This is a genomic window from Trueperella bernardiae (genome assembly GCF_030246965.1).
Taxonomy (GTDB): Bacteria; Actinomycetota; Actinomycetes; order Actinomycetales; family Actinomycetaceae; genus Trueperella; species Trueperella bernardiae.
Genome location: NZ_CP127099.1, coordinates 910,405 through 936,289, shown reverse-complemented (window position 1 = coordinate 936,289; position 25,885 = coordinate 910,405). Strand labels below are relative to the sequence as shown.

The window sequence follows — 25,885 nt, the reverse complement described above, 5'->3', positions numbered from 1 at the left end:
ATGGCGGTGGCCCCGGCTCGAAGCTCCGCTAGAGCCACTGCCAGCGGCGTATGAGCCTGACCGCCTGGCCCGCCAGGTCGCGCAGATCCTCCGCGGGCGCGACCTGCTCGATCTGACCGAGCAAGTCAATGAGGCGCCGGTTGGCGGAGATGAAGTCCCCCACCACCAGGTTGCCCATGGCGAGCACAGACTCCAGGTCGGCCCTGCTGGCCCACGCGGCGAAGGCGTCGATGCCGCCCGAGAACGGCTCCGGGGTGCGGACGATGCCGAAGCTCTCCTCCACGCGGTGCAGGAACTCAACGTTACGCTCGATCGCTTGCCAGGATGCGCGCAGCGCCCCGCCTGTGGGTCGATCGGTCCCGAGCCGTCGGTCGCACAGGAAGGCCGAACACGCGCCTGCGAACTCCTCCGGCGTGAGCTCGGCGAAAGCGGCCTCGGCAAGGCTCTGGACAATGAGGAGGTCGGCCTCGTTGTGGATCCCGCGCAGCATGGCAGCGCCGGTCGCGAGCTTGACCATCCCGGTGCGGAGCCCCTCGGCCCCGGGCTGGAGGTAGCCGAGCCGGGCGAGCACGCCGGCGGTGGCGTCGAACTCCTTGGCCACCGAATCGTCGTAGGCCTCCGAGTCCGCCTCGAGCTGCTCGAGGTTGTCCAGCAGCGAGGTGAACTCGCTGCCCGTGCGAATGTGCTCGGTCAGGTCCGGGCAGTGGTGGACGGGGTGGGCGTCAAGCTCGTCGGAGGAAGTGACGGCGAAGCGGTCCCACGAGCCGGTGAGATCCCGGTCGGTGCCCAGCTCAATCCGCTCCCCAACGGCCTCCCACATCGCGTCCGCAATATCGGTCCTGACCTCGACCTTCCTCGGGGACAGTCCGAAGGGCATGGGAATCGTGCCCAGGTCGCGCAGCTCGGAGGACAGCTCCTCCTCACGCAGCCACGCCATGTCGCCGTTGAGGTCCACGAGCCGCAACTTCGGCCCCACCGACAGCACTACACCGTAGTCCAGCTCCCCGCCGCGCGCGAAGGCGTACAGCCGGCCGGTGGCGGCCACGTCCCACGAATCCGCGATGTGCTTGCGGTACTCGCGTTTGGCGCGCTTGCGCTCGGCCTTGCTAGCGCGCTTGGCCGTGCGCCGCAGGCGCAGGTAGTCGGGCAGGCTCCCGTCCCGGCATTCCCCCGCGAGCTCGGCCTCGACCTCCTCGAGCCGGGCGCGAACGCGCGCAATCCGGCCGCGCACCTCGCCCAGCTCAGCGTTGCGCTGGTATTGCGCGAACGAGGTGCCCATAATCGCCCGCGCGTCCTCGTACGGATGAAAAGCGAGGAGATTGACCACCGAGTTATAGGAGGGAAAGAACGCCGACTGGAGCGGCTCCACGCGCCCCGAGCCGAGGTCGGCGAGCTCCTGGATGTCGAGCTCGTCGGTGTGCATGACGACGGCGTGGCCCACCTTGTCCTTCCCGCGCCGGCCGGCTCGCCCGATGAGCTGGGTGTATTCGGTAGCGGTGAGGGGCACGAAGTCGGCACCGTTCCAACGCTGGAGTTCCTCGAGGACCACCGTGCGCACCGGCATGTCGATGCCGAGAGCGAGCGTGCCCGTGGCGTAGACGAGCTTGAGCAGGCCATCCTCCATGAGGTCCTCCGCCAGCTCCTTGAGGGCCGGGAACATGCCGGCGTGGTGAGCGCAAAAGCCCCGCGTCATCGCCTTGGCCCAAAACCCAAAGCGGACCGCGCGCTGGTCTTCCTCGCTGAGGTCCGCGCGCAGCTCGCGCAACCGCGCCCGCACCTCGCGTTGCTGCATAGCCGAATTGAGGGTGGTCCCCGAATCGAGGAGGTCCCCCACCGCGCGGTCGCAACCCTTGCGAGAGAAGATGAACTCGATCGCGGGCAGTAGGTCAGCGTCCTGGAGCTGGTTCAGCACCCGCTTACGGCGGGCGAAGCTGGTGGGGCGGCGTCGTCGGCCGGAAGAAAGCGAGGCGTCGGCCTGAACGAGGCGCTGGTTGATCTCCCCACCCGCGAACAGAGGCTCGAGCCGGCGCGAAATCGCCACGTGCTGCACGAGCGGCACCGGGCGCTCCCGGGAGACCACCACCTCCGTGACCCCGCGCACCGAGCGTAGCCAGCTAGCGAACTCCTCCACGTTCGAAATCGTGGCAGAAAGGGAGACGAGGCGGGCGTGGGCGGGCAACTGGAGGATGATCTCCTCCCAGACCGGGCCGCGGAACTCGTCGCTGAGATAATGCACCTCGTCCAGCACCACGTAGCCGATGTCGGCCACGATCTCATCGCGCTGGAAGAGCATGTTACGTAGCACCTCGGTGGTGACCACCAGGATCGGGGCGTCGCGGTTGATTGTCTGATCGCCGGTGAGCAGGCCGACGTAGTCTTCGCCGATCTCGCCCGCCAGGTCGCGGTACTTCTGGTTGGACAGGGCCTTGATCGGCGCGGTGTAGATGCAGCGCTTCGAGCGGGCCAGCGCGAGTTCCACCGCGTACTCGGCCACCACGGTCTTGCCCGCGCCCGTCGGAGCGCTGACCAGTACGTCCCGGGACTCGAGCGCCTCGATCGCATCCAACTGGAAGTCGTCAAGGACGATGCCACGCGTCCGGTAGCGGTCCACGAAGTTCTCTAAGATCATATGACCAGCCTCAACGCCTTGGGCAGGAGGCGGATCGTGGCGGGCGCCCGGCAGATCTCCTCGCCGTCGGCCATGAGCATGGGCAGCGTGCCGCCCGGGCCCTGCTCCACCCGGACCTCCGTGGTACGGTACAGGTGGACGCGCGGATCGGCCAGGTGCCGGTAGACCACGAGCCGACCGAGCAGCCCGGCGATCTCAGGCGCACGCAAACCACGGGTGACGACGACGTCGAGCAGGCCGTCGTCAGGCAGTGCACCCGGAGAGATGCAAAAGCCGCCCCCGAAGTAGCGCGTATTCGCGATCGACAGCAGCGTCATCTGCCCCTCGGACGTGTGCCCGTCCATGGTCAGCCGCACGCCGAAGGGCCGGTAGCTACCGATCGCGCCGGGCAGGGCACGCAAATAGCGTGTGTTCCCTTTCGGCCAGGACATGTGGTTCGTGCGCACGTTGACGTCGGCGTCGATGCCCACCGAGACGATGGCGAGCGCCCGCTCGCTGCCGCCCTCCCAGGAAATCTCCATGACGTCGACGTCCCGGTGCCGGCCCGTTAGCAGGCAGGAGGCGATCTGGTGGACCGAGTCGTGGACCGAGTGGATGGGCAGACCGAACTCGCGGGCGATGTCATTGCCCGATCCGGCGGCCACGATCCCCAGCGCCACGCCCGAATCCCCCACCGCGTTCACGGCGTTGTGGATGAAGCCGTCCCCACCGACGATGATGAGCGCATCCACCTCGTCGATCGCCTCACGCATCGCGGCGAAACTCTCCTCGCGCGTGCCGGCCGGCAGCCACACCATCTCCACCGGGTACTTCTCCAGCACCTCACGCAAAACCGCCCGGTAGCCCTCCGAGCGGCCCTTGCCCGAGCTCGGATTCAGAGCAAGTGCCACCTTCATGCGTGCCCCTTGACCCGCTGGCGGGCGCGCTCCCGGGCCTCGGGCCCGATCGAGTCGAAGGAGGTTTCGTCCAGCTCGTCCCAGCGCTCGCGCGCGGCTGCCAGGTTACAACGCCGCAGTTCTGTCCGCTCCGCCCGGATCCGACGGCGCTGTTCGCGCGCCTCGCGCACACGCTCCGGGTCCGCATACAGGTCTCCGAGCGGCGGGCGCTCACGCTCGGGAGCCGTCATGGCGTCGGCCACCCGCGACAGTTCGCCGAACTGGGTGCCGAGCCGCTTGGCCGACCGACACACATCCCGCAATGTATATCCGAGGTAGACCGCCAGGGCGGTCAGGCCAATCAGCAGGATCCAGAACCACATAAGCCATCCTCCAGGTAGCGCCGCGCCTGCGCGGCGATCTCGCGGGCAACCCGCTCCGGTTCGACGCCGATCACCGCGTCCCCCATCCGCACGAGCAGGGCGCGAAGCCAGGCGAGCGAGCGAACCGTCAGCACGATCTCCAGGCCGCCATCGACCTCGTGGAACGAATCCACGGGCAGGGTTTCGGTGACCCAGCGGCCCGCGGACGTGCACCGGATCGTCACCTGCTCGCCAGTAAACGCCGCCTCATCGTCGAAGGCCGCCACGAGCGCTTCACGCTCGGAGATCTTGAACGACTCCTCGAGCACGTCCACCGCCGCGATGCGGTCCAGGCGGTACGTGCGTAGCTCGCCGTTCTTGCCGGCTACGAGCCGTGGGCGCGAGCCGGTGGAGATCAAGGCGGGGACAACCCTCACGCTTTCCTCCACCACGCGCAGGTCCGGGCCCGCCTTGAGGTAGGCGAGCTGGACCATCTTCGTCTCCCGCATCGCCGCCGTCAGCACGTCGGTGACCTTCCGCGCGTTGACCGCCGGGGCTGGCCACAGCGCCGAGGCATACCCCCGCTCCCCCAGCGCCACTGCGATGCGCTCCCGCAGGCGCAGGAGGTTGAGCCGGGTATCAGCGTCGACGGCGGCCACCAGGTCGTCGATGAGGGCCACGATGACGAGCACCTCGGCCAGTGAGAGCGAGGGCGCCATGCCGGTCGTGTCGTCAATGAGGCGGACCTCGCCGTCGGCGCCTTCCTCGGAAAAGTCGATGTCGACCGGGTTCTCATAGTAGCCCCGGTCCTCGATCTCGAACACGAACAGCTCGTGCAGCTCACGCGACATCCGGTCGGTCGAGGTGTGGAAGTGCGTGGCCAGCTGCTGGAGAGTCTTGGGGCCGCGGCTGAGGTAGGTGAGGATCGCGAGCTTGCGCGAAAGCGACAGGTCAGTCATCACCACCTCCGAGCCGTGCCAGGTGGGCCACGCGGCCTTCGAAGTCAGCCGTGAGATCAGGCGGGCCGACCAGCCGCGCGTCGAGCCCGTAGAAGAAGAGCTCCTCATACAGCTGGGCGCGATCAACGCCCTCGAGCGTGAGCTCGTAACCGCCGTCTAGCTCGCGTACCTGAACCGCCTGGGACGCAAGCGGCAGCTCGCGCATGGTGTGGACGACGGCGTCGACAGGCGTAAACGTGGTGAGGAAAGCGTCGACGGCGTCGTGGGTAATCGGCTCATCCAGCACCTCAACCTTGCCGGCGATCCTGTCGAGCTTAAACAGGCGCATCCCGCTGCCGCTACCCGACTCGCTGGAGACCTGGTAGCCGCGCAGGTAAAAGGCATCGAGGTGGATCTCGAGGCGCATTGGCTCCACCACGCGGCGGGTGGGTACCTGGCTCGAAGTGGGACGGTACTCGAAGGCGATGCGGCACTGGCGCTGAATCGCCGGCGCGATCGTCAACGCGCAGTCGCCATGCGGAAGGCGAGCAGCGAGCCAGAAGTCCTCCGTGTCCGTCTCTCCCCAGGACAGCAGCTTGGTCACGGCCGACTTCGCCGAGGCCAGCATCACTGAGGCATCCCGCGAACCGAGCAACGAGCGCAGCAGGCTCATCTCCACGTCCGTGCCGTCCACAAGGATGTTCTGATCCACCAAAATGTAGCGGTTATCGGCGTCGACGTCGATCCGGTACCCGGATGCGCGCAGGTCTTGCAAGTCGCGCTCCAGGTAGCGCTGGGCGTGGGCCGCATCGAGATCGCGGTAGGCGGGGCTGGAGAGGAGTTGGCGCGCCGTCGGCTGTCTCCGGCGAAGGGCGACCAGCAGCGAGAATCGCCGTTCGGTCGCAGTCCGCTCATTCTTCATACCCACTAGGTTACTCGACTAAAGTGGCAGGCATGAACTGGCAGCACGCAACGATTGTGGCAGAGCGCAAGAGGTGGGGTGAGGCCGCCGAGTTTGACGCACGGCTACCCGGCGGCAGGCTTGTGCGGGCCTTGGCCTACCTCCCGCAGGTCGGCGATCCGCAGGTGGGAGACGAGGTGCTCGTGGCCACCGCCGCCCACGACCGCGGGCTTGGCACCGGCGGCTTCGTCATGATTATCGCCGTCCCCGGCCGCCTACCCGTGGCACCCTCGGGGCCCGGCCACGTGGTCAAGGCGCGCTACACGCCGATGCAGTACATGGTGCTGGGCGTGGACGAGCAAGAATCGCCCTACCACGCGTTACTTCGCGAGGCCGACTCAATCGACGGCATGCCCGTCATCGCCGCAGACCTCCACTCCGCCCTTCCTGCCATCATTGCCGGCATCCACGCGGGCCGGCCCGACGCGCGAATTGCCTACGTCATGACCGACGGCGGCGCCCTGCCCGCCTGGTTCTCCCAGACCGCCCATGCCCTGCGCGAGGCCGGCCACATCCTTGGCACGATCTCGGCCGGCCAGGCCTACGGCGGCGAGCTCGAAGCCGTCAACATCCACACCGCCCTCCTCGCCGCCCGCCTCGTCTGGCAGGCCGACGTCGCCGTTGTGACCCAGGGCCCGGGCAACCTCGGCACCGACACCCGCTGGGGTTTCTCCGGCACCTCGATCGGCGAGGCGCTCAACGCCGCCCACGTGCTCGGCGGCCGCCCGGTCGCCGCCCTGCGCGCCTCCCAGGCCGACCCGCGCGAGCGTCACATCGGCATCTCCCACCACTCGCTGACCGTGCTCACCAACGTGGTGCACGTGCCCTGCGCCGTCGTCGTCCCCACGGTCACTCTTCCCGACGACGTCGCCGCCCGACTTGCGTCCCAGGTAGCGGCTCTCAAGCGCGATCACCTCGAGCTCGTGCCCTACCCCGCCGAGCACCTCGATGCCGCGCTTCGCACCCCGCCCGCTCCCCTGCGGACCATGGGCCGCACGTACGAAGAAGACCGACTGTCCTTCCTCGCAGCAGCAGCTGCGGGCGAATACGCTACACGACTACTCCCCGGCAGCGCAGCTACCGGGGAGTGAGAACGAGGCACCTGGCGCTAAATGCGCGAGGTCAAAATCGGGGTGACGAGGATACCGCGCGCCCCGACGTCGTGAAGATCGTCCATGACCGCGTTCATCTTCTTGCGCTCCACCATCGCGCGCACGGCCACCCAGTCCTCGTCGTGAAGCGGCGAGACCGTCGGCGACTGGTAGCCGGGCGTGAGCATGACGGCGCGCTCGAGGCGGTCGCGCTGAATGTCGTAGTCCATGAGGACGTAGTTGCGCGCCATGATGACGCCCTCGAGCCGCCCGTCGAGAATCTCCAAGTCGTGACCGACCTCCTGGTCGGCGTTTCGGATAAGGATCGCCTCCGAGCGCAACAGCGGATCGCCGAACACGCTCATACCGGCCGCGCGCAGGGTGGAGCCGGTCTCGACCACGTCCGCGATCGCGTCCGCAATACCGAGCCGTACCGAGCTCTCCACCGCGCCGTCCAAGTGGACCACGGAGGCCTCGATGCCGCGATCGGCCAGGTAACTGCTCACCAGCGAATCGTAGGACGTGGCGATTCGCTTGCCGGCCAGATCCGCGATCGTTATGTGCTCCCCGCCGGGAGCGGCGAAGCGGAACGTGGCGCGCGCGAAACCCAGCCCGCGGTGCTCGATCGCGTTCGCCTGCGAATCGACCAGCAGGTCGCGGCCCGTGATGCCGACGTCGACGGTGCCGGCTCCTACGTACACCGCCACGTCGCGTGGGCGGATGTAGAAGAACTCGACGTCGTTGTCCTCATCCACGAGCACGAGCTCTCGCGACTCGCGGCGCTGACGGTAGCCGGCCTCGGCAAGCATGCGCGAGGCCGGCTCGGACAGGGAACCCTTGTTGGGCACGGCAATGCGAAGCATGACTCTCCTAGAGGTAACGGTAGACGTCGGCCAAGGTCAGGCCACGGGCAATGAGCATGAGCTGGAGATGGTAGAGCAGCTGGGAGGCCTCCTCGGCCAGCTCTTCATCCGACTGGTACTCGGCCGCGATCCAGACCTCGCCGGCCTCCTCGATGATCTTCTTGCCGATGAAATGAATCCCGGCGTCCAGTTCCTTCACCGACCCCGAGCCCTCAGGGCGCTCGATGGCCTTCGTTGACAGTTCCTCAAAGAGCTCTTCAAACGTTTTCACGCCTCCATTGTAGCCGCGCCCAGGCCAGTCAGCTCAGTTCGTCCGTGCCTTAAGAACGTCGAGCGTGTAGGCCTCGGTAGCAGGCACGGGCTGCTCGAGCAGGCCGTTGTCCTCGAGGAATGCCGACATCGCCTCCCACGCCTGCTCGTCCTGCGCGCCGAATGACTCCCCGCCGGTGTAGAGCTTGAGGGTCGCCTCCAGCACCTTGCCGGCCAGCTCACGCTGGTCCGGCTCCGCCAGCGTTGGCACGTAGCCCGTGACGATGTCGAGCGTGCCCTCGATGTCGGCCGCCGCGTCCGCAGTGGCTCGCTCCATCGCGGCCAGCACCTTCGCCATCGTCTCCGGCTCTACGTTGATCGACCCGAGTCCCACCCCAACCAGCGGCAGGTCACCCTCCACCAGCGGCATCTCGACCACGTCGATGCCGGCGTGACGCATGGAGACGGCGTCGTTATTCGTAAAACCGATGATGGCATCCACCTGGCCCGAGCTCAGTGCCGCCGCCTGCGTGTAGCCGATATAGTCCACCTGCATGTCGTCTAGACCGTACGCCTTCTGCATGGCAAGTAGCCCGAAGTAGTTTTCCCCGTAGGGGCCGGGCAGGCCCACCGACTTGCCCGCGAGGTCCGCGGGCGATGTGATCCCCGAATCGGTCTTTGCGATGAGGACCACCGGGTAGCGCTGGTACATGGTCGCCCAGTTCACGACGTCGACCCCGGTGCTTCGCGCCTGCATCATCTCGTCGCCTCCGGCGAAAACCACGTCCTCCTCGCCCGACTGCAACGCGCCAAGCAGGGACTCCTGCGCGCCGTGATGGCGGATGGTGACATCCAGGCCCTCGTCGGTGAAATAGCCCTTCTCGAGCGCCACGTAGACGGGGGCGAACTGGACGTCGGGGATGTAGGTCAGCCCGATCGTCAGCGCGGCCGGATCGGCCTGCTCCTGCGTGGCCTGGCTGTCCGCCGTGGCGGCTGTGGGGCCGTTGACCGGCTGGCCCGAGCACGCCGTCAGCGCCAGGAGTGCAAACAGCGCAAGTACCTTCTTCATTTTCTACCTTGTCTTCCTTCCACGGCCCAGTTGGCCCTGGACTCTGCGATGAGTAAAAGAACGTAGATCACGATCGCGCACGCGGCCAAGATGACAATCGCGGCGAACATCCCCGAGATATCGTTGAGCGCCTGCGCCCCGACAAGGACGATGCCCAGCCCGTCGCGCCCGCCGATGACCATCTCCCCAACAACCGCACCCGTGATCGACAGGGTGAAGCCGTTGCGCAGACCAGCCAGGATATTCGGCGCCGCCAGGGGAAGCTGGATCATCCCCACCAAGCGAAACGATCCGGCCCCATCGAGGCGCGCGGCCCCGATGATGTCCGGATCGATACTTCGCACCCCCACCGTGGTGTTAATGACGATGGGGAAGACGACCATGATCGTACACAGCACAACAATGGGAGCCGTTCCGTAACCCACCCAGATCACGAGCATGGGAGCGATGGCCACCGCAGGAATCGCCTGAGAGGCCGCCAAATAGGGTTGAACCGAGGCCGCCAACGTCCGCCAGTGGGCGATAGCAAAGCCAAGCGGGATGCCGATCAGCGCCGCGAAAAAGCACCCAAGCAGTGCCTCATACAGAGTCTGGACCGTGGCATCCACCAGGTAGCCCTGCTCGAGCCCACTGACGAGTCGCGCCCCGACCTTACGCGGGCTCGGCAGGATCCACTGCCCGACCACGCCCGTTTCGGTCACGGCGATCCAGACAAGCAACGCGACGACGCCGACCGTGATCGGCGCCGCCCATGTCATCCGCTTCATTCGTCCCTTCCCATGCACGCGCCGGGAAGGACGCACGCGCGTACGCGTGCAGGCGGCATGCGCCGCCTCATTGCTCCTCCCATCCGGACTATTACCGTCGGTTGGGGAATTCCACCCCATCAACCGGCCCAAACTGGCCGGGTCGCGGACTTTCACCGCCGGTTCAGATTTTCACTGACCCCGGAGCATGTGCATGTGCCCAGTATAGGCGCTTTAATGCGAATGTGTGTGACGCATCGCCAACTCGCGCAGGGCCTCGACCTCGGCGTAGGCGTCCTCCGACTTGTAGACTGCCGAACCTGCCACGAAGGTGTCCGCACCGGCCTCGGCCGCGATCTCGATCGTCTTGCGCGAGATACCGCCGTCCACCTGAATCCACACGTCTAGGCCCGACTTGTTGACCGCCTCGCGGGTGCGGGCCACCTTCGGCATCATCGACTCGATGAAAGACTGGCCACCAAATCCGGGTTCGACAGTCATGATGAGGATCATGTCGAACTCATCGAGGATGTCAAGGTAGGGCTCGATCGGCGTGGCGGGCTTAAGGCCTAGGCCCGCGCGCGCGCCCATCGCCCGCAACTCACGTGCCAGGCGCAGCGGGGCGGCCGCCGCCTCCGCGTGGAAGGTCACCGACTTCGCCCCGGCCTCCGCAAACGCGGGCGCCCAGCGGTCCGGATCTTCGATCATGAGGTGGGTGTCCACCGGAATCGGCGTCACCCCCACGATCGACTCCACGATTGGCACGCCCATCGTCAAGTTCGGCACGAAGTGGTTGTCCATGATGTCCACGTGCGCCCAGTCGGCGTTGCTGATCTTGGCCAGCTCGCCGCGCAGGTCAGAAAAATCGCAATTGAGGATGGAAGGGGAGATTCTCATAGGCCAATTCTAGCCGGCGCCTAGTGTGCCCGCTTGCGCAAGAGTGCAAGAAACATGGCGTCTGAGGCGTGCAGGTCAGGCCACAGCTGAAGGTAGGGGCCCTCCCCCACGATCGGGAACTTCGCCTGAGCAGAGGCGAGCTCGCGGGTGTCGAGCACCTCGACGTCGTCGCGGCCGGCCAGGAAGGTTTCGACCACCCCGGTGGTCTCGGGCAGGTACGGCGAGCACGTGGAGTAGCCGACGACGCCGCCCGGTCGCACGGCCTCCCAACCAGACTCGAGGAGGGACAGCTGCAGGCGCACGAGGTCAAGCGCGTCGCCCGCCTCCTTCGCCCAGCGGGCCTCCGGACGACGCCTGAGAGCGCCGATGCCCGTGCAGGGGGCGTCGATGAGGACCCGATCAAACTGGCCAGGCTGCTCGGTGCCGATGTCGGTGCCATCCCCCAGCCGGAGCTGAACCCGGTTGGCCCAGGGGGCTACGTTCTCGGCGACGAGGTCGAGCCGGTGCTCGTGGAGCTCGTTGGCGAAGACGGTAACGGACGGGTTTAGCGCCACGAGCGTGGCCGTCTTCCCGCCCGGTCCGGCGCACATGTCGAGCCACGCGGCGTCCTCGCCGTCGACCGGGGCCGCGGCGAACGTGCGGGTCACGAGCTGCGAGCCCTCATCCTGCACGCCGGCGATCCCGTCACGCACGGCAAAGACCCGCCCGGGGTCGCCGCCTTCGAGGATGAGCGCCGAGTCCACGAGGTGGCCTGGCTGGGAGCTCATGTGGCCACGCCCGATGTCCGAGCGCAGGGCGTTGATGGAGATGTCGCGGGCCACGAGGGCCACTCCCGCCGGCTCGTTGTCAGCCTTGAGCACCGAGATGAGGTCGCGCTTTGGGCGGCCGTGAGCCGCAAGCGCATCGGACAGCGCGCGCACGATCCATCGCGGGTGAGAGAACCAGTCGGCGAGGAAGCCCACCGAGGAGACCTTGCCGTGGTCGGCCTTGAGCTGGTCCTGCCACTCTTTGAGCGTGCGTTCGCCCGCCCGGCGCAGCACGGCGTTGACGAAGCCCGATGCGCCCGTGCCCACGTGGTGGCGGGCCAGCATGACCGTTTCGTTAATCGCGGCGTGGGGCGGGGTGCGCAGGGCGAAGAGCTGGTGGACACCCATGCGCGCCAACACCTTGACGGCGGGTTCGGGCTCGCGGTCCATGCAGTGGGCGAGAATCGCGTCCCACCGCCCCTGCAGACGTAGCGTGCCGTAGCACAGGTTGGTGGCAAAGGCCGCGTCCTGCTTGTTCAGCCGCGCGGCCCGAATCGCTTTGGGCAGGGCGATGTTGGCATACGCCCCGTTCGTCTCCACGTCGATCAGGACCTCGAACACGGCAGTGCGGGCCGCGTCGCTCTGCCGGCGGCCGGGCCGCCATCCCGCAGGACGTTCACTCATCGTGCCACCTCAAAACTCGACTCCCCGTGCAAACCGCGAATCCAGTCTGCGGCCTCCATCCACGCCTTGCCCGCGGGCCCCACGCGGGACAGCCGCACGGCCGTCGTACCCGTGCCGACCAGCCCGTCGGTACCGATCTGGCCGGGGCGCAGGCCCTCGACGTCGGTCACCGCCGCCGGGCCGAGCTTGACGCGCGTGCCGGCCATCTCCGACCACGCGCCGGGCGCCGGCCACCATCCGCGGGTGCGGGCGGAGACCGCCTCCGCGGGCGCCGACCAGTCAATCCGGGCATCCTTCGACGTGAGCCGCGGCGCGAGCGTCGCCTCGCCCTCCTGCGGGCTGGCACTCGCGACGCCGGAGTCGAGGGCGGTGAAGACCTCGGACAGCTGCCGCGCACCCGATTCGGCGAGCACGGCCAGCAGCGATTCGGCGGTGTCCGAATCGGCAATCGCGTGCTCGCGCACGTCGTACACCGGCCCGGTATCCAGCCCGGCCTCGATCTGGAACACGGCCGTCCCCGTCACGCGGTCCCCGTGCGCGATCGCGTACTGCACGGGCGCCGCGCCCCGCCAGCGCGGCAGCAGCGAGAAGTGAAGGTTGAGCCAGCCGTGCTCGGGCACGTCCAGTAGCTCCTGAGGCACGAGCAGGCCGTAGGCGACGACGGCCACGGCCTGTGGGTCCAGCTCCGCGATCTGCGCCTGCACCTGGGCGTCCTTGAGCGTGGCCGGGGTGAGGACGGACAGACCCAGCTCCTCGGCGCGGTCATGCACGGCCGACTTCGTCAGCACGCGCTTGCGGCCCACCGGCGCCGGGGCGCGGGTGAGCACGGCGAGGACCTCATGGTCCTCGTTCAGCCGTTCAAGGGAGGGAACCGAGGTATCGGGGGTTCCAGCAAAGATAATACGCACCCGTCCATCTTACGGGCTTTGGCCGTGCCCTCACAGTTCAGCGCTGCCCTGCCAGTTCGGCCCTGCCCTCACGGTCCAGCCCCCGGCCCACCTGTTCGGCGTCGCCTCCACAGTTCGCCCCGGCTCGCCTGTCCAGCACCGGCCTACAGTTCGGGGTCCACTCGCACCCGCACGCCCGCCACCCGCCGCGCCGAGGCCTCCCGCACGGCCGCATACACGGCCGCTGTCTTCTCCGCGCGTTCCGATTCGGGAAAGCGCAGGTAGGCCACCAGGCCATCGCCCGCCACCTGCGGGCCAAGCACCGCGATCCCGGGCACGACGTCGTGCGCGCCGCCGCCAAGCAGCGCATCCACCGGTAGGTCCGCACCACCAGACCTGGGCGCGCCGGAACTAGGCGAGCCCTCCGCCTGCGCCGACACGGCACGCAGCAGCCCGAGGAAGTCACGCAGACCCGCGTGATCCCCTCGCACCTCCACCCAGCACGACGTGGGCGGCAGAGCGATCGGCCCGCGCTCACTGAGCACGCCCTCGGCCCAGCCCGCCATGTCCCACGTGTGAAGGGCTCCCACCAGGGGCGTGGGCACGTCCCCCACCACGAGCATCTTCCCGCCCTCACTGCGTGCCCGGGTGTGGGCGGCGGCGTGGGCGATTGTGCGCAGGAAATGGACTTCCGCGTCCAGGCGGTTGGAGCGTAACAGGTAGCCCGAGTCAAGCACGACGGCGGCCGCATACCCGCCCTCCACGTCCGGCACCACGCCGGGAGTGGAGACGACGATGCGCGCCGACCCGTCAAGCCCGGCCGACTGGCCAACCCCCGCCACGTGGACCGGGGTGCCCCGGAACGCCCGCCCGACTTCTTGGGCCGTGCGCTGCGATCCGATCCGCGCGGCGCGCACCTGCCCGCCCCCGCACGAGGCGCACCGGAACTGGCGCACCACCTGCGAGCAGCGCGAACACTGCAGGGGCGCGCCCGGATGACTGATCGCCAGCCATCCCCCGCACACCGGGCAGGTGGCAAGCTCCCGGCACCTGTTGCACGCCGTGACCGGCACGTAACCTGCCTCCGGCACGAGGAAGAGCACCGGCCCACGCGTCAGCCCCTCGCGCGTGACCGCGAAGACCGACGAAGGCATCCGGGCCAGGTCAATTCCCTCGGTGCGGAAATCCTGCGCCGCCATGATCTGCGGCACCCCGCCCCGGTGTTCGCTCAGAGCCGGGGTTATCCACCTCACCTGCCCTCGCTGCACCATCGCGGCCAGCTCCGGGGACGGGCCGAAGTTGAAGGACACGAAGGACGCACCGCTGAGCTTGGCGCGAAGGGCCAGCACCTCGCGGGCATGGACGTAGGGACTGCGCCTTTCGCGTAGCGCCGAGTGGTGATCGTCCACGACCACCACCATGCCCAGCTTCTCCAGCGGCGCCCACGCCGCCGCGCGCGTGCCCACCACGATCCTGGCCCGGCCCGTGAGCACCGCCAGGAACGTGCGGTATCGCGTGGCGTGCTCGTCCTGAGACAGCATGAGCGCGGGCGTCTCCCCCACCAACCGCTCCACATCCGCCGCAAGCTGGCGCGCAATCGTGGGGGTGGGCACCACGATGAGCACCGACTCTCCCGCCTCCCGCACGGCGCTCAAGAGGAACGGCAGAAGGTGGTGGACCCGATCCCGGGCCCGCATCTGCACCGCCGCACTGGGGTGAGATCCGGCTCGCACCTCGGTGGCGAACTCCGGCCCGCCGATGTAGGCCGACCACGGCGCGTCATCGAGCACCTTCGGTGCCCCGAACGACGGCGGGTCGTCGAAAAACTCCCGTTCGGCACGGGCGTGGCGCTGCGGGATGGCCAGGCGCAGGCAGTCCGCCACCGGCGCCGCCTGCCGGGCGGCGACCGCCCGAGCGAGCTCGAGCACCTCCGGGGTGAGAACCCGCATCGGGGAAACCACACGGGCAAGCGGGCGTAGCGAGGCCACCTGTGTCACCTCGCTACGCCCGACAACGAACCCGTCCACCTTGCGCTGGCCCACATTGACCACCACGCGAGCGCCTTCTTCCACGGCCGCCATCTTCTCCGGGATCTCGTAATCGAAGAGGTGGTCCATGTGCGGCTGGGGCATGTCGAGTAGCACGCGCGCTACGGGGCGATCCACCCCGCCGACGCGGCGTGCCACAGGGCTCAGGGAGAGCAACTCTTCCTGATGCCCAAAATCTGGGAGGCCAAACAGCTCGTCGTTCGTCATGAATTCATTGAATCATGAGCCTCCGACAATTTAGATCGCTGCTCGCAGCTCCTCGACACGATCGGTGCGCTCCCACGTGAAATCGGGGTTGTTTCGCCCGAAGTGGCCGTAGGCCGAGGTGGCGGCATAGATCGGGCGCAGCAGATCGAGGTCGCGAATGATCGCGGCCGGGCGCAGGTCGAACACGGCCGACACCGCCTTCTCGATCGCCTTCTCCTCCACGTGGTTTGTGCCAAACGTATCGATGCGCACCGAGACCGGGCGGGCCCGGCCGATCGCGTAGGCGATCTGCACCTCGCAGCGGTCGGCAAGCTCGGCCGCCACCACGTTCTTCGCCACCCAGCGCGCCGCGTAGGCCGCCGAACGATCCACCTTCGACGGGTCCTTACCCGAGAAAGCGCCACCGCCGTGGCGGGCCATGCCGCCATAGGTGTCAACGATGATCTTGCGGCCCGTCACGCCCGCGTCTCCCTGCGGGCCGCCGATAACGAAGCGGCCCGACGGGTTAACCAGCACCTCCACCTCGGAGGTGTCCACGCCCGCCTCGGCCTCGAGCACAGGTAGCACCACGTGCTCCTGGATCGCGCGCGAGAGCCACTCCTGGCTCACGTCCGCATCATGCTGGGTGGAGACGACCACCGTGCGGACGCGAACCGGGCGATCGCCGTCGTAATCGACCGTCACCTGGGTCTTGCCGTCCGGGCGCAGGCCCGGCACGATGCCGCGCTTGCGCACCTCCGTCAGGCGCTGGGCCAGGCGGTGGGACAGGTGGATCGGCAGCGGCATGAAGGACTCGGTCTCATTCGTTGCGTAGCCGAACATGAGGCCCTGGTCGCCGGCGCCCTGCTGATCGAGCGGGTCCGCGCCCGCGTCCGTACGCGCCTCGAGCGAGGCATCCACGCCGCCGGCGATGTCCGCCGACTGCTGGTCAATGGAGACGAGCACGCCGCACGAATCGGCGTCAAACCCAATCTCGGAGGAGGTGTAGCCGATGTCGCGGATCGCGTTGCGCACGAGCGCCGGGATGTCGACGTAACCGTTGGTCGTCACCTCGCCAACGACCGCGACCAGTCCCGTGGTCACCACGGTCTCCACGGCCGCGCGCGCCGAGGGATCATTGGCAATCAGGGCGTCGAGGATGGTGTCAGAGATGCGGTCGCAAACCTTATCCGGGTGGCCTTCGGTCACAGATTCAGATGAAAAGAGCTTCGTCACAGATTCTTCCTTGAGGGGATGGTGGACATGATCGCTGCGGCCACCTCTCGCTTGGTGCCGGCAGCTTCGCCAACGGTTGCTCCGCTGGCGTCAACGATAGTCACGGCCGTGTCGACGTCGCCAAAACCGGCGCGCTCTCCCACACGGTTGATGACGAGGAGGTCGGCGCCCTTCTTGCGCGCTTTTTGGCGGCCGAACTCCAGGTAATCGTTGGTGTCGTCACCCGTCTCCGCGGCAAAGCCTACGATGATCTGGTTCGGGCGGCGGTTGCGGACAAGGCCCGCAAGAATATCGGGATTAGCAATGAGGCTCAGCTCGAGTGAGTCCCCATGCTTAATCTTGGTCGCGCTACGTTCGGCGACACGATAATCAGCCACGGCTGCGGCCATGATGAGGACGTCGGCATCCGCGCGGGCTTCCATCGCCTCGGACAGCTCGAGCGCACTGCTCACGGGCACGATGACGACGCGCGAATCGACCTGCGCCAGCATCGCGGACTCGATGTTGGCGGCCACCAGCGACACGGAGGCCCCGCGCCGTGCGGCCTGGTTCGCCAGCTCGATTCCCATCCGGCCCGTGGAGTGGTTGCCGATGAAGCGCACCGGATCGATCGGCTCGCGGGTCCCGCCAGCGGAAATGACAAGCGAGGTGCCCTCCAGCTCGCCTGCGCCACGACAGTCGTTCAGGCCGAGGCGTGTGAGGACGGCGCCCGCAATCTCCTCGGGCTCGACCATGCGCCCCACGCCCGAATCAGCGCCGGTGAGGCGGCCGGACGCCGGGCCGATGAACTCCACCCCGCGCTCGGCGAGCGTCTTAACGTTCGCCTGGGTGGCCGCGTTGTTCCACATCTCGGTGTGCATCGCCGGGGCGATCATCACCGGGCAGGTGGCTACGAGCACGGAGGCATTGAGCAGATTATCGGCGATGCCGGCCGCGATCTTCGCCATCGTGTTCGCGGTGCCGGGCGCGATGAGCACCAGGTCCGCCTGCTGGCCGGTGGCCACGTGCACCACGCGCTCCGCACCCTCGGGTGTATAGACATGAACCGGATTGCCAGACAGGGCCTCCCAGGTGGTGACCCCCACGAAATCGAGGGACGCGGGCGTGGGCACAACGACGACGTCGACACCGGCCTCCCGCAGGCGCCGCACCACAACAGCGACCTTGTACGCGGCAATGCCGCCGCACACCCCGATCAGCACGCGCGGGGCGGATACAAAAGAGCCTCCCAGCAGGGAGGCTCCCGAGGCGTTAGTTCTCAACGGTCAGCGAGAGCTTATCCTGATCGATTTCCTGTAACGCCACCGACAGCGGCTTGTCTTCAGGAAGAGCGGGAACGAGCGGGCCGATGTTGGTGATGTTCTGATCGCCCGACTTCATCTCCTGACGGTAGGAGTTGATCTGGCGAGCACGCGCGGCGCTGTAGACCACCAGCGTGTACTTCGAATCAACCTTCTCCAGCAGGTCGTCAATCGCCGGCGACGTGATGCCCTCGGGATGGGGGGTGGTTCCGAACATGTTTGCCTCTCCACGAATTGGCGCCTTGAAACAAGGCATCGGCCTTATATTCTAGCGGCCTTCCGCCATAATCTTAAGTATGTCCTCGGTGGCCTGTGCCACTGTTATGTTGACGACTACCTCATCGAACTCGCCCTCCGCGGCCAGCTCGACCTTCGCCGTCTCGAGCCGACGACGCTGTTCCTCCGCGCTCTCCGTGCCACGGCCACGCAGCCGCGCCTCGAGCTCCTCCCACGACGGCGGGGCCAGGAAAATCTGGGCGGCCTCCGGCATTGATTCACGGATCTGCCGGGCGCCCGCCAGATCGACCTCAAGGAGGACCGTGCGTCCCTGCGCGAGTGCCTCATCGACCGGCCCTCGTGGTGTGCCGTACTTGTTCAGCCCGTGGACCACCGCCCACTCGAGCATCTGCCCTTCGGCCACGAGGCGGTCAAACTCCTCGTGGGTAACGAAGAAATAGTTGACGCCGTCAACCTCGCCAGGGCGCGGAGCGCGCGTGGTGGCCGAAATCGAAAACCACAGATCCGGCATCTCCTTGCGCAGCTCGGCGATCACGGTGCCTTTTCCAACAGCGGTGGGACCAGTAAGAACGAATGCCTGCATATACCTATGGTGCCAGAAAGCGCCCCGGCGGCCCAAGTAGCCCGGGGCGCTTCATGCGGCGCTTAGCCGAAGAGTTCAACCAGGTGGTGAGCCTGGTGCTTGCCAAGGCCACCCAGGCGGCGTGACGGCGAAATCTTCGCGTCCTCCATCACGGCCTCACACTTAGCCGGGCCCACCCCAGGAAGCGACTGCAGCAAGGACGTCACCTTGAGCTTGGCAAGCACGGCGTCCTCCTTGGCGAGCTCAAGTACCTCGGACAGCTTCCGCTCACCGCTCTTGAGCTGCGCCTTGATTTCCGCGCGCCTCTTGCGCGCAACAGCCGCCTTCTCAAGAGCCGCCTGACGCTCTTCCGCCGTGAGATGTGGTAACGCCATGATGCCTCCCTGTGTGCTGGTTTACCGCCAATATAGCGTTCACGGCGCTAAATTGGGCGGATTTTCCAGTATTTTTCATAGCTGTTTCATAACAATTGCGTTCCCGCAGGTCAGCGCGTCACGCATCCGCCCATATGTTGGAAATCGGACATGTCGGCCACGTGTGGGGTCCGCTATTTGGACGCATGGTGTTCCTGCAAGGACATGATCCCGAGATTCTGGCTGCGCATGTTCTTGATCGCCTGCACGGCCGCGGAGAATTCTGAGATCGTGGTCATGATCGGCAGGTTCGCCGCCGTGGTCGCCGCACGGATGGAATAGCCGTCCGCACGCGCCCCCTGCGTGTTGGGGGTGTTAACCACCATGTCGATGGCGCCGGAGGTAATGAGGTCGACGACGTTGACCTCGCCCGCCTCCGACAGCTTGGCCACCGGCTTGGTGGGGATCCCATAGCGGTCGAGAACGTGGGACGTGCCCTTGGTGGCGTAGATCGTAAAGCCCATGTCCACCAACTGGAGGACGGGGAAGATCATCGTGGCCTTGTCCCTGTTCGACACCGACACGAACACCCCGCCCTCGGTGGGAAGCCCGCCGTAGGCCGCGCTCTGGGACTTGGCGAAGGCCGCCGGGAAGGTCGAGGCGATGCCCATGACCTCGCCCGTCGAGCGCATCTCGGGCCCGAGCACCGTGTCGACCACCGTGCCCTCCTTCGTCATGAAGCGCTTGAACGGCAGCACGGCCTCCTTGACCGAGATCGGGCTGACCAGGTCGAGAACGCGGGCGTCGACGTCGGGAAGCGCACCCTCGGTCTTGAGGTCGGCGATTTTCTCGCCCATCATGACACGGGTTGCCGCGGGCGCAAGCGCTACGCCGGTGGCCTTCGAGACGAAGGGAACCGTGCGCGAGGCGCGCGGGTTGGCCTCGATGACGTAGAGCACCCCGGACTGGATGGCAAACTGAATGTTGACCAGGCCCACCACGCCGACCCCGCGGGCAATCGCCTCCGTGGCCGCGAAGATCCGGTCAATCATCGCCTGGGACAGGGTGAGGGTGGGCAGCACGCAGGCCGAGTCTCCGGAGTGGATGCCGGCCTCCTCGATGTGCTGCATGATCCCGCCGAGGAAAAGCTCGTCGCCGTCATAGAGGGCGTCGACGTCGATCTCGGTGGCGTCGTCGAGGAAGCGGTCGATAAGGAGCGGGGAGGACGCGCGCGAAGCGTCGGTCTTCTCCGACTCGTGCCTGGCCAGGTATTCGTCCAGTTCCTCGCGTGAGTACACGATCTGCATGCCGCGCCCGCCCAGCACGTAGGAGGGGCGCACGAGCACCGGGAAGCCCACCGCCTCGGCGACCTCCACCGCCTGCTGGTCCGACATCGCCGTGCCGTACCCGGGTGCCTGCAGGCCACCCGATTCGAGCACCGTGCCGAACAGCTTGCGGTCCTCGGCCATGTCGATCGCGTCGGGCGTGGTGCCGACGATCGGTAGGCCCGCGGCTTTGAGGTCCTGCGCCAGCGACAGCGGGGTCTGCCCACCGAGCTGCACGATGACGCCGGCGATGGGGCCTGCCTTGAGCTCTGCGTGGTAGGCCTCGAGCACATCCTCCAGGGTGAGCGGCTCGAAGTAGAGGCGATCGGAGATGTCGTAGTCGGTGGAGACGGTCTCCGGGTTGCAGTTGACGATGATCGTCTCGTAATCTTTGAGCGCAAACGTAGCCTGCACGCACGAGTAGTCGAACTCCAGGCCCTGGCCGATCCGGTTCGGCCCCGAGCCCAGGATCATAACGGCCGGCCTCTCGCGCGGCATGACCTCGCACTCCTGCTCGTAAGTGGAGTACATGTACGGGGTCGACGCCTCGGCCGTGCCCGCGCACGTGTCCACCATCTTGTACACCGGGTGAAGGTTGTAGGCCCAGCGCACTTCGCGAACGGTCGCCTCTGAGATCCCGCGGATCGCCCCGATCTGCTGGTCAGAAAAACCGTGCCGCTTGGCCTTCGTCAGGACATCGGCGGTGAGGGCCTCGGCCTGCGTGATCTCGCGGGCGACGTCGTTGATGAGCACGATCTGGTCGAGGAAGAGCGGGTCGATCGCCGTGGCCTCGTTGATCTGCTCCACGCTCGCCCCGCCGCGCAGCGCCTGTTGGATCTGGATGATGCGGTCCTGGGTGGGGCGCTTAATCGCCTCAAGGAGCGCGGGCACGTCTACCTCGCCCTCCCAGTGGAAGACGGCGCCCTTCTTGTCGATCGAGCGCATCGCCTTTTGCAGCGCCTCAGTGAAGTTTCGCCCGAGCGCCATCGCCTCGCCCACCGACTTCATCGTGGTGGTCAGTGTGTCGTCCGCCGCCGGGAATTTTTCGAATGCGAAGCGCGGCACCTTGGCCACCACGTAGTCCACCGCCGGGTCGCCAGCCGAGAGCGGTTCGCCGGTCATGTCGTTCGTGATCTCATCAAGCGTATAGCCCACCGCAAGCTTCGTGGTGATCTTCGCGATCGGCACGCCAGTTGCCTTGGAGGCCAGCGCCGAGGAGCGCGAGACGCGCGGATTCATCTCAATGATCACCATGCGCCCGGTGTCCGGCTCGATCGCCACCTGGATGTTACAGCCTCCGGCCGCCAGGCCCACCTCGCGGATGATCGACATGCCGAGTTCGCGCACCGCCTGGTACTCGGCGTCGGTCAACGTGAGCGCCGGGGCCATGGTGATCGAGTCGCCGGTGTGAACACCCACCGGGTCGAAGTTCTCGATCGAGCACACGAGAATCGCCACGTCGTTGGCATCGCGGATAACCTCGAGCTCGATCTCCTTCCAGCCCAGGATCGACTCCTCAAGCAGCACCTCGGCGGTGGCTGAATAGCGCAGGCCGCCGCCCACGATCCGGTCGAGCTCGGTCTGGTTGTGGGCCAAGCCAGACCCGAGCCCGCCCATGGTGAAGGACGGCCGGACGACGAGCGGGTAGCCCAGCTTCTCGGCCGCCTCGTGGCACTCCTCGAGGGTGTGGGCGATATAGGACCGGGCGCTCTCCCCGCCGCAGGCTTCCACCACGTCCTTGAAGGCCTGGCGGTCCTCGCCCTTGCGGATCGCGTCCGCGTCTGCGCCCAGGAACTCCACGCCGTACTTGGCAAACGTGCCGTCGTCAGCCAGCACCATCGCGGTGTTGAGCGCTGTCTGCCCGCCGAGGGTGGCGAGCACGGCATCGGGACGTTCCTTGGCGATGATCTGGGCCACCACATCGGGCGTGATCGGCTCGACGTAGGTGGCATCCGCCATGTCCGGGTCGGTCATGATGGTGGCCGGGTTGGAGTTGACTAGCACCACCCGGTAGCCCTCGTCCTTAAGCACGCGGCAGGCCTGCGTGCCCGAGTAGTCAAACTCGCAGGCCTGGCCGATGACGATCGGGCCCGAGCCGATGACGAGGATCGATTCGATGTCGGTGCGACGTGGCATTAGTTCTCCTCTGAAACGATGGTGAGCGTGGTGGTGCCGCCGCGGACGCGGCGCATGATGGCCCGGGTGTCGACCTCACGGATGCCGACGACGCCGTCCGCGCGCAGCCGCTCCTCCAGCTCGGCCACCGCGAAGGCGGACGACGAGCGCGGGACGGGATCTCGCGCGATGAGTCCGGCCGCCGTGAGCGGCCCCTCCCCCGTCAGGCCCGTGTTGCCCACGTGCGGGGTGGTGACCAGCACGATCGCTCCCGCACTGTCACGCAGTGCCTGCTCGTAGCCCGTGGCCGAGGAACAGACGACCACGCGCCCACTCACCGTCCCACGCGCGCCGTAGGCCAGTCCGCGCGCCTCCGTCCCATCTTCGAAGATGATCCTCGCCGTGCTCATGCATCCTCCATTCATAAAAAAGGACGCCGGCCACATGACCGGCGTCCTAACGCCTTTACGGTTCGGGATGATGTCCCGTGACCGGCAACTGTTCGATGTCGTCATTCAAGCCGGCGGTTTCACCGGCGCGGATCTCGCCAATCCTATTGATCACGCCCATGAGGAACGGGACCGCCCGATCCGTGGAGATGTCCCGGGCCAGAGACTTGACCTCGGAGGCCACCACGGGCAGGTCCACCCCTAAGAACATGAGCTCGGTGGCCCCCACGCGGAGCAGACAGCGATCCACGATCGACATGCGCTCGATCGACCACTTCGGTGATGCCGCCTCGATCATCGAATCGACGTCGGCGGCGTTATCGGCGTACGTGGAGACGATCGTGACCCCGTAGTCCCCGATGGGGACCATGTGGGTGGACACGACCCGGCGCTCCTCGAGGAGCGCGCGCAGGTCCGTGCCGCGAAGATCGGACTCAAACAGCACGTCGAGTGCCATCTGCCGCTGAAGGGACCTACCCTTCCGCTTGGGATTGGGGCGAGAGTTGTTGTCCATTAGGCGCGGTTCAGGTACTCGCCGGTGCGGGTATCAACCTTGACCTTGGTGCCCTGCTCGATGAAGAGCGGCACCTGGATCTCGTAGCCCGTCTCGAGGGTGGCCGGCTTGGTGCCCGCGTTCGAGCGGTCGCCCTGCAGGCCCGGCTCGGTGAACGTGATCTCGAGGACCACCGAGGAGGGCAGCTCGATGAAGAGGACCTGGCCGTCGTGCATCGCGATGATGACGTTCTGGTTCTCGAGCATGTAGTTCTTGGCGTCCCCCACCACGGCCGCCGACACGGGCAGCTGCTCGTAGGTCTCGAGATCCATGAAGATGAAGTCTTCCCCGTCGTTGTACAGGTATTGCATGTCGCGGCGGTCAACCGTGGCCGTTTCGACCTTGACCCCGGCGTTCATCGTCTTGTCGACATTCTTACCCGACAGGACGTTGCGTAGCTTGGTGCGCACGAAGGCGGGGCCCTTGCCCGGCTTGACGTGCTGGAACTCCACCACCTGCCACAGCTGGTTGTCGATCTTCAGGACCATGCCATTCTTGAGGTCGTTCGTCGTTGCCACGTTTATCCAATCTTTGTTTGGCCGTATCTCGACACAAGTTTAGCGTGCATGCCCCGCATTTCCGCACCCGTATCGTGTGGCATTGCGCGCTATGCTACCGGGGCGGGCCGTCTGGCGCCGTGAGCGGCCTCCCGTTTTTTCTCGACGACGACGCCCGCCGACTCGCACCCGTTTAGCTTGCGTTCCGCCCGCGACGGGCGCGCGGCCAGCAGTGCCCACAGGATGCAGGCCAGGTCCACGAGCTCCTGCATCCAGGCGCCCACGAAGGCGGGCATGACACCGGTGGCGCCGATAAGCATGAGGACCACGGAGAAGGCCACACCAATCGCGATGGCCTGCCAGGCCACCCGCATCGTGCGCTTACCAACCAGGAGGAGGCGGGCGAGCCGCGAGAGGTCGTCGAGCATGATGACGACGTCGGCGCTCTCCACCGCGGCCGCCGATCCGCGCGCGCCCATCGCCACGCCCACGTCCGCCGCCGCGAGCACGGGGGCGTCGTTGACGCCGTCGCCCACCATGAGCACGGGCTTGGGGCCCATTTCGGTCACCGCGCGGACCTTGTCTTCGGGCAGGAGGCCGGCCCGTACGTCGTCGATGGCGAGCTCGCCCGCTACGCGCCGGGCTGTGTCCTCCGCGTCCCCGGTCAGCATGACCGTGCGCTGCACGCCCACGGCGCCGATCGCCTCGAGCGCGCCCGGAGTCTCGGGTCGGATCGGGTCGGACAGCTCGACGTGACCGGCCAGGCCGCCGTCGACGGAGACGAAGATCGCCGTAAATCCGGGGCGGACCTCGACCGGCGCGGACGCGTCGGTGTCCATGACGAAACCGTACTTGCCCACCTTGACCTGGCGCCCCTCGACCTGGGCAATGACGCCCTGGGCGGGGACATCGCGCGCCTGCTCGGGCTCGGCCACGTCATCCGCGGCCGCCACGATCGCCTGCGCGAGCGGGTGGGAGGAGTAGAACTCGGCGCTCGCGGCGAGGCGGAGCATGCGTTCTGGATCCTCGCTCACCACGTTCGTGATCTCCGGCTCACCCTTGGTCAGTGTGCCGGTCTTGTCGAAGGCGACAGAGGAGACCTTGGCAATCTGCTCGATCGTGCCGGCGTTCTTGATGATCATGCCGCCGCGGGCCGCGCGTGACATGCCGGCCATGAAGGCCACCGGCGCCGCAATGATGAGCGGGCACGGGGTGGCCACCACGAGCACCTGGGCAAAACGCATCGGGTCGCCCGTGGCCGCCCACGCAGCCCCCGCGATGATGAAGGCGATGATGGTGAAGGGAAGGGCCACTCGGTCGGCCAGCCGCACGAACGGCGCCTTGGACTCGCGCGCCTCGGTAACGAGCGAGACGATGCGCTGGTACTGGGAATCGGCCGCGACAGCTCGGGCCCGGACCTCGATCGCGTCTGCGTCGTTCATCGAGCCCGCGAGCAGCGTGTCACCCGCGCGGCGTCTGACCGGCATGGACTCGCCCGTCAGCTGACTCTCATCCAGCAGCGCCGACTCCGACAGGAGCACGGCGTCCACCGGCACCGCCTCGTGCGGGCGGACCACCAGCTCGTCGCCCACCGCCACCTCATCGACGTCGATCTGTTCGATCCCGCCGTCCGCCTTGCGGTAGGCCACGGTCGGCGCGCCTTCGAGCAGGGCCGTCAGCTCCGCGCTCGCCCGGCCCTCGGCATAGTCCTCGAGCGCCTCGCCGCCGGTGAGCATGAGGCACACGACGAGCGCGGCCCAGTACTCGCCCACCGCCACGGTGGAGACGATCGCCGTGACCGCGAGGATGTCGATGCCAAAGCTGTGCTCCCTCAGGGTGTCGATCATGCCCTTGAACTGCAGAGCGGCGATGAGGAGCGCCACCGCGGAGACGATCACCTTGGCGGCAGGCTCGTTGCCCATCGCGGTGAGCACAACGCCGACAGCCGCGACCACGGCGATAACTGCCACGAGCGGATACTGGGAGACAAACTTCTTGGCCATAC

At 67.1% G+C, this 25,885-nt stretch carries 24 protein-coding genes and 1 riboswitch; of the genes, 1 reads left to right on the top strand and 23 read right to left on the bottom strand.

What is annotated here, in order from left to right; genetic code table 11:
* Positions 1 to 28 precede the first annotated feature (28 nt).
* The 5 genes from QPC17_RS04330 to QPC17_RS04310 are packed head-to-tail and all read right to left on the bottom strand — an operon-like array spanning position 29 to position 5,726.
* Positions 29 to 2,629 (bottom strand): DEAD/DEAH box helicase, encoded by a 2,601-nt coding sequence (locus tag QPC17_RS04330; RefSeq protein WP_285347508.1) that lies wholly within the window; start codon positions 2,627 to 2,629, stop codon positions 29 to 31.
* Positions 2,626 to 3,525 (bottom strand): diacylglycerol/lipid kinase family protein, encoded by a 900-nt coding sequence (locus QPC17_RS04325; protein WP_062612476.1) that lies wholly within the window; start codon positions 3,523 to 3,525, stop codon positions 2,626 to 2,628. The genes QPC17_RS04330 and QPC17_RS04325 overlap by 4 nt, the downstream gene beginning before the upstream one ends.
* A complete protein-coding gene (locus QPC17_RS04320) occupies positions 3,522 to 3,887 on the bottom strand; it encodes a hypothetical protein (protein ID WP_068538303.1) in 366 nt (121 codons plus the stop codon). The genes QPC17_RS04325 and QPC17_RS04320 overlap by 4 nt, the downstream gene beginning before the upstream one ends.
* Complete coding sequence (locus QPC17_RS04315; RefSeq protein ID WP_062612472.1) at positions 3,866 to 4,825, bottom strand: helix-turn-helix transcriptional regulator; 960 nt, start codon at positions 4,823 to 4,825, stop codon at positions 3,866 to 3,868. The genes QPC17_RS04320 and QPC17_RS04315 overlap by 22 nt, the downstream gene beginning before the upstream one ends.
* On the bottom strand, positions 4,818 to 5,726 hold the full coding sequence (locus tag QPC17_RS04310; protein ID WP_068538304.1) for a helix-turn-helix transcriptional regulator: 909 nt from the start codon (positions 5,724 to 5,726) through the stop codon (positions 4,818 to 4,820). Before QPC17_RS04310 ends, QPC17_RS04315 begins: the two co-directional genes overlap by 8 nt.
* A gap of 32 nt (positions 5,727 to 5,758) precedes the next feature.
* Here QPC17_RS04310 and QPC17_RS04305 point away from each other — a divergent pair, with 32 nt between their 5' ends.
* Positions 5,759 to 6,856 (top strand): DUF3866 family protein, encoded by a 1,098-nt coding sequence (locus QPC17_RS04305; RefSeq protein WP_062612469.1) that lies wholly within the window; start codon positions 5,759 to 5,761, stop codon positions 6,854 to 6,856.
* Between the two features lie 17 nt (positions 6,857 to 6,873).
* Here QPC17_RS04305 and hisG read toward each other — a convergent pair whose 3' ends face one another.
* The 18 genes from hisG to QPC17_RS04215 form a co-directional block, all read right to left on the bottom strand.
* Positions 6,874 to 7,719, bottom strand: a complete 846-nt coding sequence (hisG, locus tag QPC17_RS04300; protein ID WP_068538305.1) for an ATP phosphoribosyltransferase — start codon at positions 7,717 to 7,719, stop codon at positions 6,874 to 6,876.
* Between the two features lie 7 nt (positions 7,720 to 7,726).
* Positions 7,727 to 7,990, bottom strand: coding sequence for a phosphoribosyl-ATP diphosphatase (locus QPC17_RS04295; RefSeq protein WP_062612465.1), 264 nt, complete (start codon positions 7,988 to 7,990; stop codon positions 7,727 to 7,729).
* Positions 7,991 to 8,023: 33 nt separating this feature from the next.
* Positions 8,024 to 9,037 (bottom strand): ABC transporter substrate-binding protein, encoded by a 1,014-nt coding sequence (locus QPC17_RS04290; RefSeq protein WP_285347507.1) that lies wholly within the window; start codon positions 9,035 to 9,037, stop codon positions 8,024 to 8,026.
* Positions 9,034 to 9,804: an ABC transporter permease gene (locus QPC17_RS04285; RefSeq protein WP_062612461.1), complete on the bottom strand. Its 771-nt coding sequence runs from the start codon at positions 9,802 to 9,804 to the stop codon at positions 9,034 to 9,036. Before QPC17_RS04285 ends, QPC17_RS04290 begins: the two co-directional genes overlap by 4 nt.
* Positions 9,805 to 9,871: 67 nt before the next feature.
* Positions 9,872 to 9,996: riboswitch (FMN riboswitch) on the bottom strand.
* Between the two features lie 21 nt (positions 9,997 to 10,017).
* Complete coding sequence (gene rpe / locus QPC17_RS04280) at positions 10,018 to 10,680, bottom strand: ribulose-phosphate 3-epimerase (protein WP_062612460.1); 663 nt, start codon at positions 10,678 to 10,680, stop codon at positions 10,018 to 10,020.
* Positions 10,681 to 10,700: 20 nt separating this feature from the next.
* Complete coding sequence (locus tag QPC17_RS04275; RefSeq protein WP_062612457.1) at positions 10,701 to 12,110, bottom strand: transcription antitermination factor NusB; 1,410 nt, start codon at positions 12,108 to 12,110, stop codon at positions 10,701 to 10,703.
* Positions 12,107 to 13,018 carry a methionyl-tRNA formyltransferase gene (gene fmt / locus QPC17_RS04270; protein WP_062612455.1) on the bottom strand — a complete coding sequence of 304 codons (912 nt, stop codon included), beginning with the start codon at positions 13,016 to 13,018 and terminating at the stop codon, positions 12,107 to 12,109. The genes QPC17_RS04275 and fmt overlap by 4 nt, the downstream gene beginning before the upstream one ends.
* A 143-nt stretch (positions 13,019 to 13,161) precedes the next feature.
* Entirely contained in the window at positions 13,162 to 15,252 is a 2,091-nt protein-coding gene (locus tag QPC17_RS04265; protein WP_285347506.1) for a primosomal protein N' family DNA-binding protein, read from the bottom strand.
* A 30-nt stretch (positions 15,253 to 15,282) separates the two neighbouring features.
* Positions 15,283 to 16,467: a methionine adenosyltransferase gene (gene metK, locus QPC17_RS04260; RefSeq protein ID WP_285347505.1), complete on the bottom strand. Its 1,185-nt coding sequence runs from the start codon at positions 16,465 to 16,467 to the stop codon at positions 15,283 to 15,285.
* Positions 16,464 to 17,729 (bottom strand): bifunctional phosphopantothenoylcysteine decarboxylase/phosphopantothenate--cysteine ligase CoaBC, encoded by a 1,266-nt coding sequence (gene coaBC, locus QPC17_RS04255; protein WP_246783045.1) that lies wholly within the window; start codon positions 17,727 to 17,729, stop codon positions 16,464 to 16,466. Before coaBC ends, metK begins: the two co-directional genes overlap by 4 nt.
* Positions 17,719 to 17,985 (bottom strand): DNA-directed RNA polymerase subunit omega, encoded by a 267-nt coding sequence (rpoZ, locus tag QPC17_RS04250; protein ID WP_062612449.1) that lies wholly within the window; start codon positions 17,983 to 17,985, stop codon positions 17,719 to 17,721. The genes coaBC and rpoZ overlap by 11 nt, the downstream gene beginning before the upstream one ends.
* A gap of 51 nt (positions 17,986 to 18,036) precedes the next feature.
* Complete coding sequence (gmk, locus tag QPC17_RS04245) at positions 18,037 to 18,588, bottom strand: guanylate kinase (RefSeq protein ID WP_062612447.1); 552 nt, start codon at positions 18,586 to 18,588, stop codon at positions 18,037 to 18,039.
* A gap of 62 nt (positions 18,589 to 18,650) precedes the next feature.
* Positions 18,651 to 18,962, bottom strand: a complete 312-nt coding sequence (mihF, locus tag QPC17_RS04240; protein ID WP_062612445.1) for an integration host factor, actinobacterial type — start codon at positions 18,960 to 18,962, stop codon at positions 18,651 to 18,653.
* A 173-nt stretch (positions 18,963 to 19,135) separates the two neighbouring features.
* A complete protein-coding gene (gene carB, locus QPC17_RS04235) occupies positions 19,136 to 22,402 on the bottom strand; it encodes a carbamoyl-phosphate synthase large subunit (RefSeq protein WP_285347504.1) in 3,267 nt (1,088 codons plus the stop codon).
* Complete coding sequence (locus QPC17_RS04230) at positions 22,402 to 22,791, bottom strand: carbamoyl-phosphate synthase domain-containing protein (protein ID WP_062612442.1); 390 nt, start codon at positions 22,789 to 22,791, stop codon at positions 22,402 to 22,404. The genes carB and QPC17_RS04230 overlap by 1 nt, the downstream gene beginning before the upstream one ends.
* Positions 22,792 to 22,846: 55 nt before the next feature.
* Positions 22,847 to 23,344, bottom strand: coding sequence for a transcription antitermination protein NusB (locus tag QPC17_RS04225; RefSeq protein WP_068538311.1), 498 nt, complete (start codon positions 23,342 to 23,344; stop codon positions 22,847 to 22,849).
* Complete coding sequence (efp, locus tag QPC17_RS04220; protein ID WP_062612438.1) at positions 23,344 to 23,901, bottom strand: elongation factor P; 558 nt, start codon at positions 23,899 to 23,901, stop codon at positions 23,344 to 23,346. Before efp ends, QPC17_RS04225 begins: the two co-directional genes overlap by 1 nt.
* Positions 23,902 to 23,990: 89 nt before the next feature.
* On the bottom strand, positions 23,991 to 25,883 hold the full coding sequence (locus QPC17_RS04215) for a heavy metal translocating P-type ATPase (RefSeq protein ID WP_101923464.1): 1,893 nt from the start codon (positions 25,881 to 25,883) through the stop codon (positions 23,991 to 23,993).
* Between the last annotated feature and the right edge of the window lie 2 nt (positions 25,884 to 25,885).

Excerpts from the sequence above, each read along its gene's own strand:
- QPC17_RS04330 (WP_285347508.1), bottom strand. The coding sequence starts at position 2,629 with ATGATCTTAGAGAACTTCGTGGACCGCTACCGGACGCGTGGCATCGTC.
- QPC17_RS04325 (WP_062612476.1), bottom strand. The coding sequence starts at position 3,525 with ATGAAGGTGGCACTTGCTCTGAATCCGAGCTCGGGCAAGGGCCGCTCG.
- QPC17_RS04320 (WP_068538303.1), bottom strand. The coding sequence starts at position 3,887 with ATGTGGTTCTGGATCCTGCTGATTGGCCTGACCGCCCTGGCGGTCTAC.
- QPC17_RS04315 (WP_062612472.1), bottom strand. The coding sequence starts at position 4,825 with ATGACTGACCTGTCGCTTTCGCGCAAGCTCGCGATCCTCACCTACCTC.
- QPC17_RS04310 (WP_068538304.1), bottom strand. The coding sequence starts at position 5,726 with ATGAAGAATGAGCGGACTGCGACCGAACGGCGATTCTCGCTGCTGGTC.
- QPC17_RS04305 (WP_062612469.1), top strand. The coding sequence starts at position 5,759 with ATGAACTGGCAGCACGCAACGATTGTGGCAGAGCGCAAGAGGTGGGGT.
- hisG (WP_068538305.1), bottom strand. The coding sequence starts at position 7,719 with ATGCTTCGCATTGCCGTGCCCAACAAGGGTTCCCTGTCCGAGCCGGCC.
- QPC17_RS04290 (WP_285347507.1), bottom strand. The coding sequence starts at position 9,037 with ATGAAGAAGGTACTTGCGCTGTTTGCACTCCTGGCGCTGACGGCGTGC.
- QPC17_RS04285 (WP_062612461.1), bottom strand. The coding sequence starts at position 9,804 with ATGAAGCGGATGACATGGGCGGCGCCGATCACGGTCGGCGTCGTCGCG.
- rpe (WP_062612460.1), bottom strand. The coding sequence starts at position 10,680 with ATGAGAATCTCCCCTTCCATCCTCAATTGCGATTTTTCTGACCTGCGC.
- QPC17_RS04275 (WP_062612457.1), bottom strand. The coding sequence starts at position 12,110 with ATGAGTGAACGTCCTGCGGGATGGCGGCCCGGCCGCCGGCAGAGCGAC.
- QPC17_RS04265 (WP_285347506.1), bottom strand. The coding sequence starts at position 15,252 with ATGACGAACGACGAGCTGTTTGGCCTCCCAGATTTTGGGCATCAGGAA.
- rpoZ (WP_062612449.1), bottom strand. The coding sequence starts at position 17,985 with ATGTTCGGAACCACCCCCCATCCCGAGGGCATCACGTCGCCGGCGATT.
- gmk (WP_062612447.1), bottom strand. The coding sequence starts at position 18,588 with ATGCAGGCATTCGTTCTTACTGGTCCCACCGCTGTTGGAAAAGGCACC.
- mihF (WP_062612445.1), bottom strand. The coding sequence starts at position 18,962 with ATGGCGTTACCACATCTCACGGCGGAAGAGCGTCAGGCGGCTCTTGAG.
- carB (WP_285347504.1), bottom strand. The coding sequence starts at position 22,402 with ATGCCACGTCGCACCGACATCGAATCGATCCTCGTCATCGGCTCGGGC.
- QPC17_RS04230 (WP_062612442.1), bottom strand. The coding sequence starts at position 22,791 with ATGAGCACGGCGAGGATCATCTTCGAAGATGGGACGGAGGCGCGCGGA.
- QPC17_RS04225 (WP_068538311.1), bottom strand. The coding sequence starts at position 23,344 with ATGGACAACAACTCTCGCCCCAATCCCAAGCGGAAGGGTAGGTCCCTT.
- QPC17_RS04215 (WP_101923464.1), bottom strand. The coding sequence starts at position 25,883 with ATGGCCAAGAAGTTTGTCTCCCAGTATCCGCTCGTGGCAGTTATCGCC.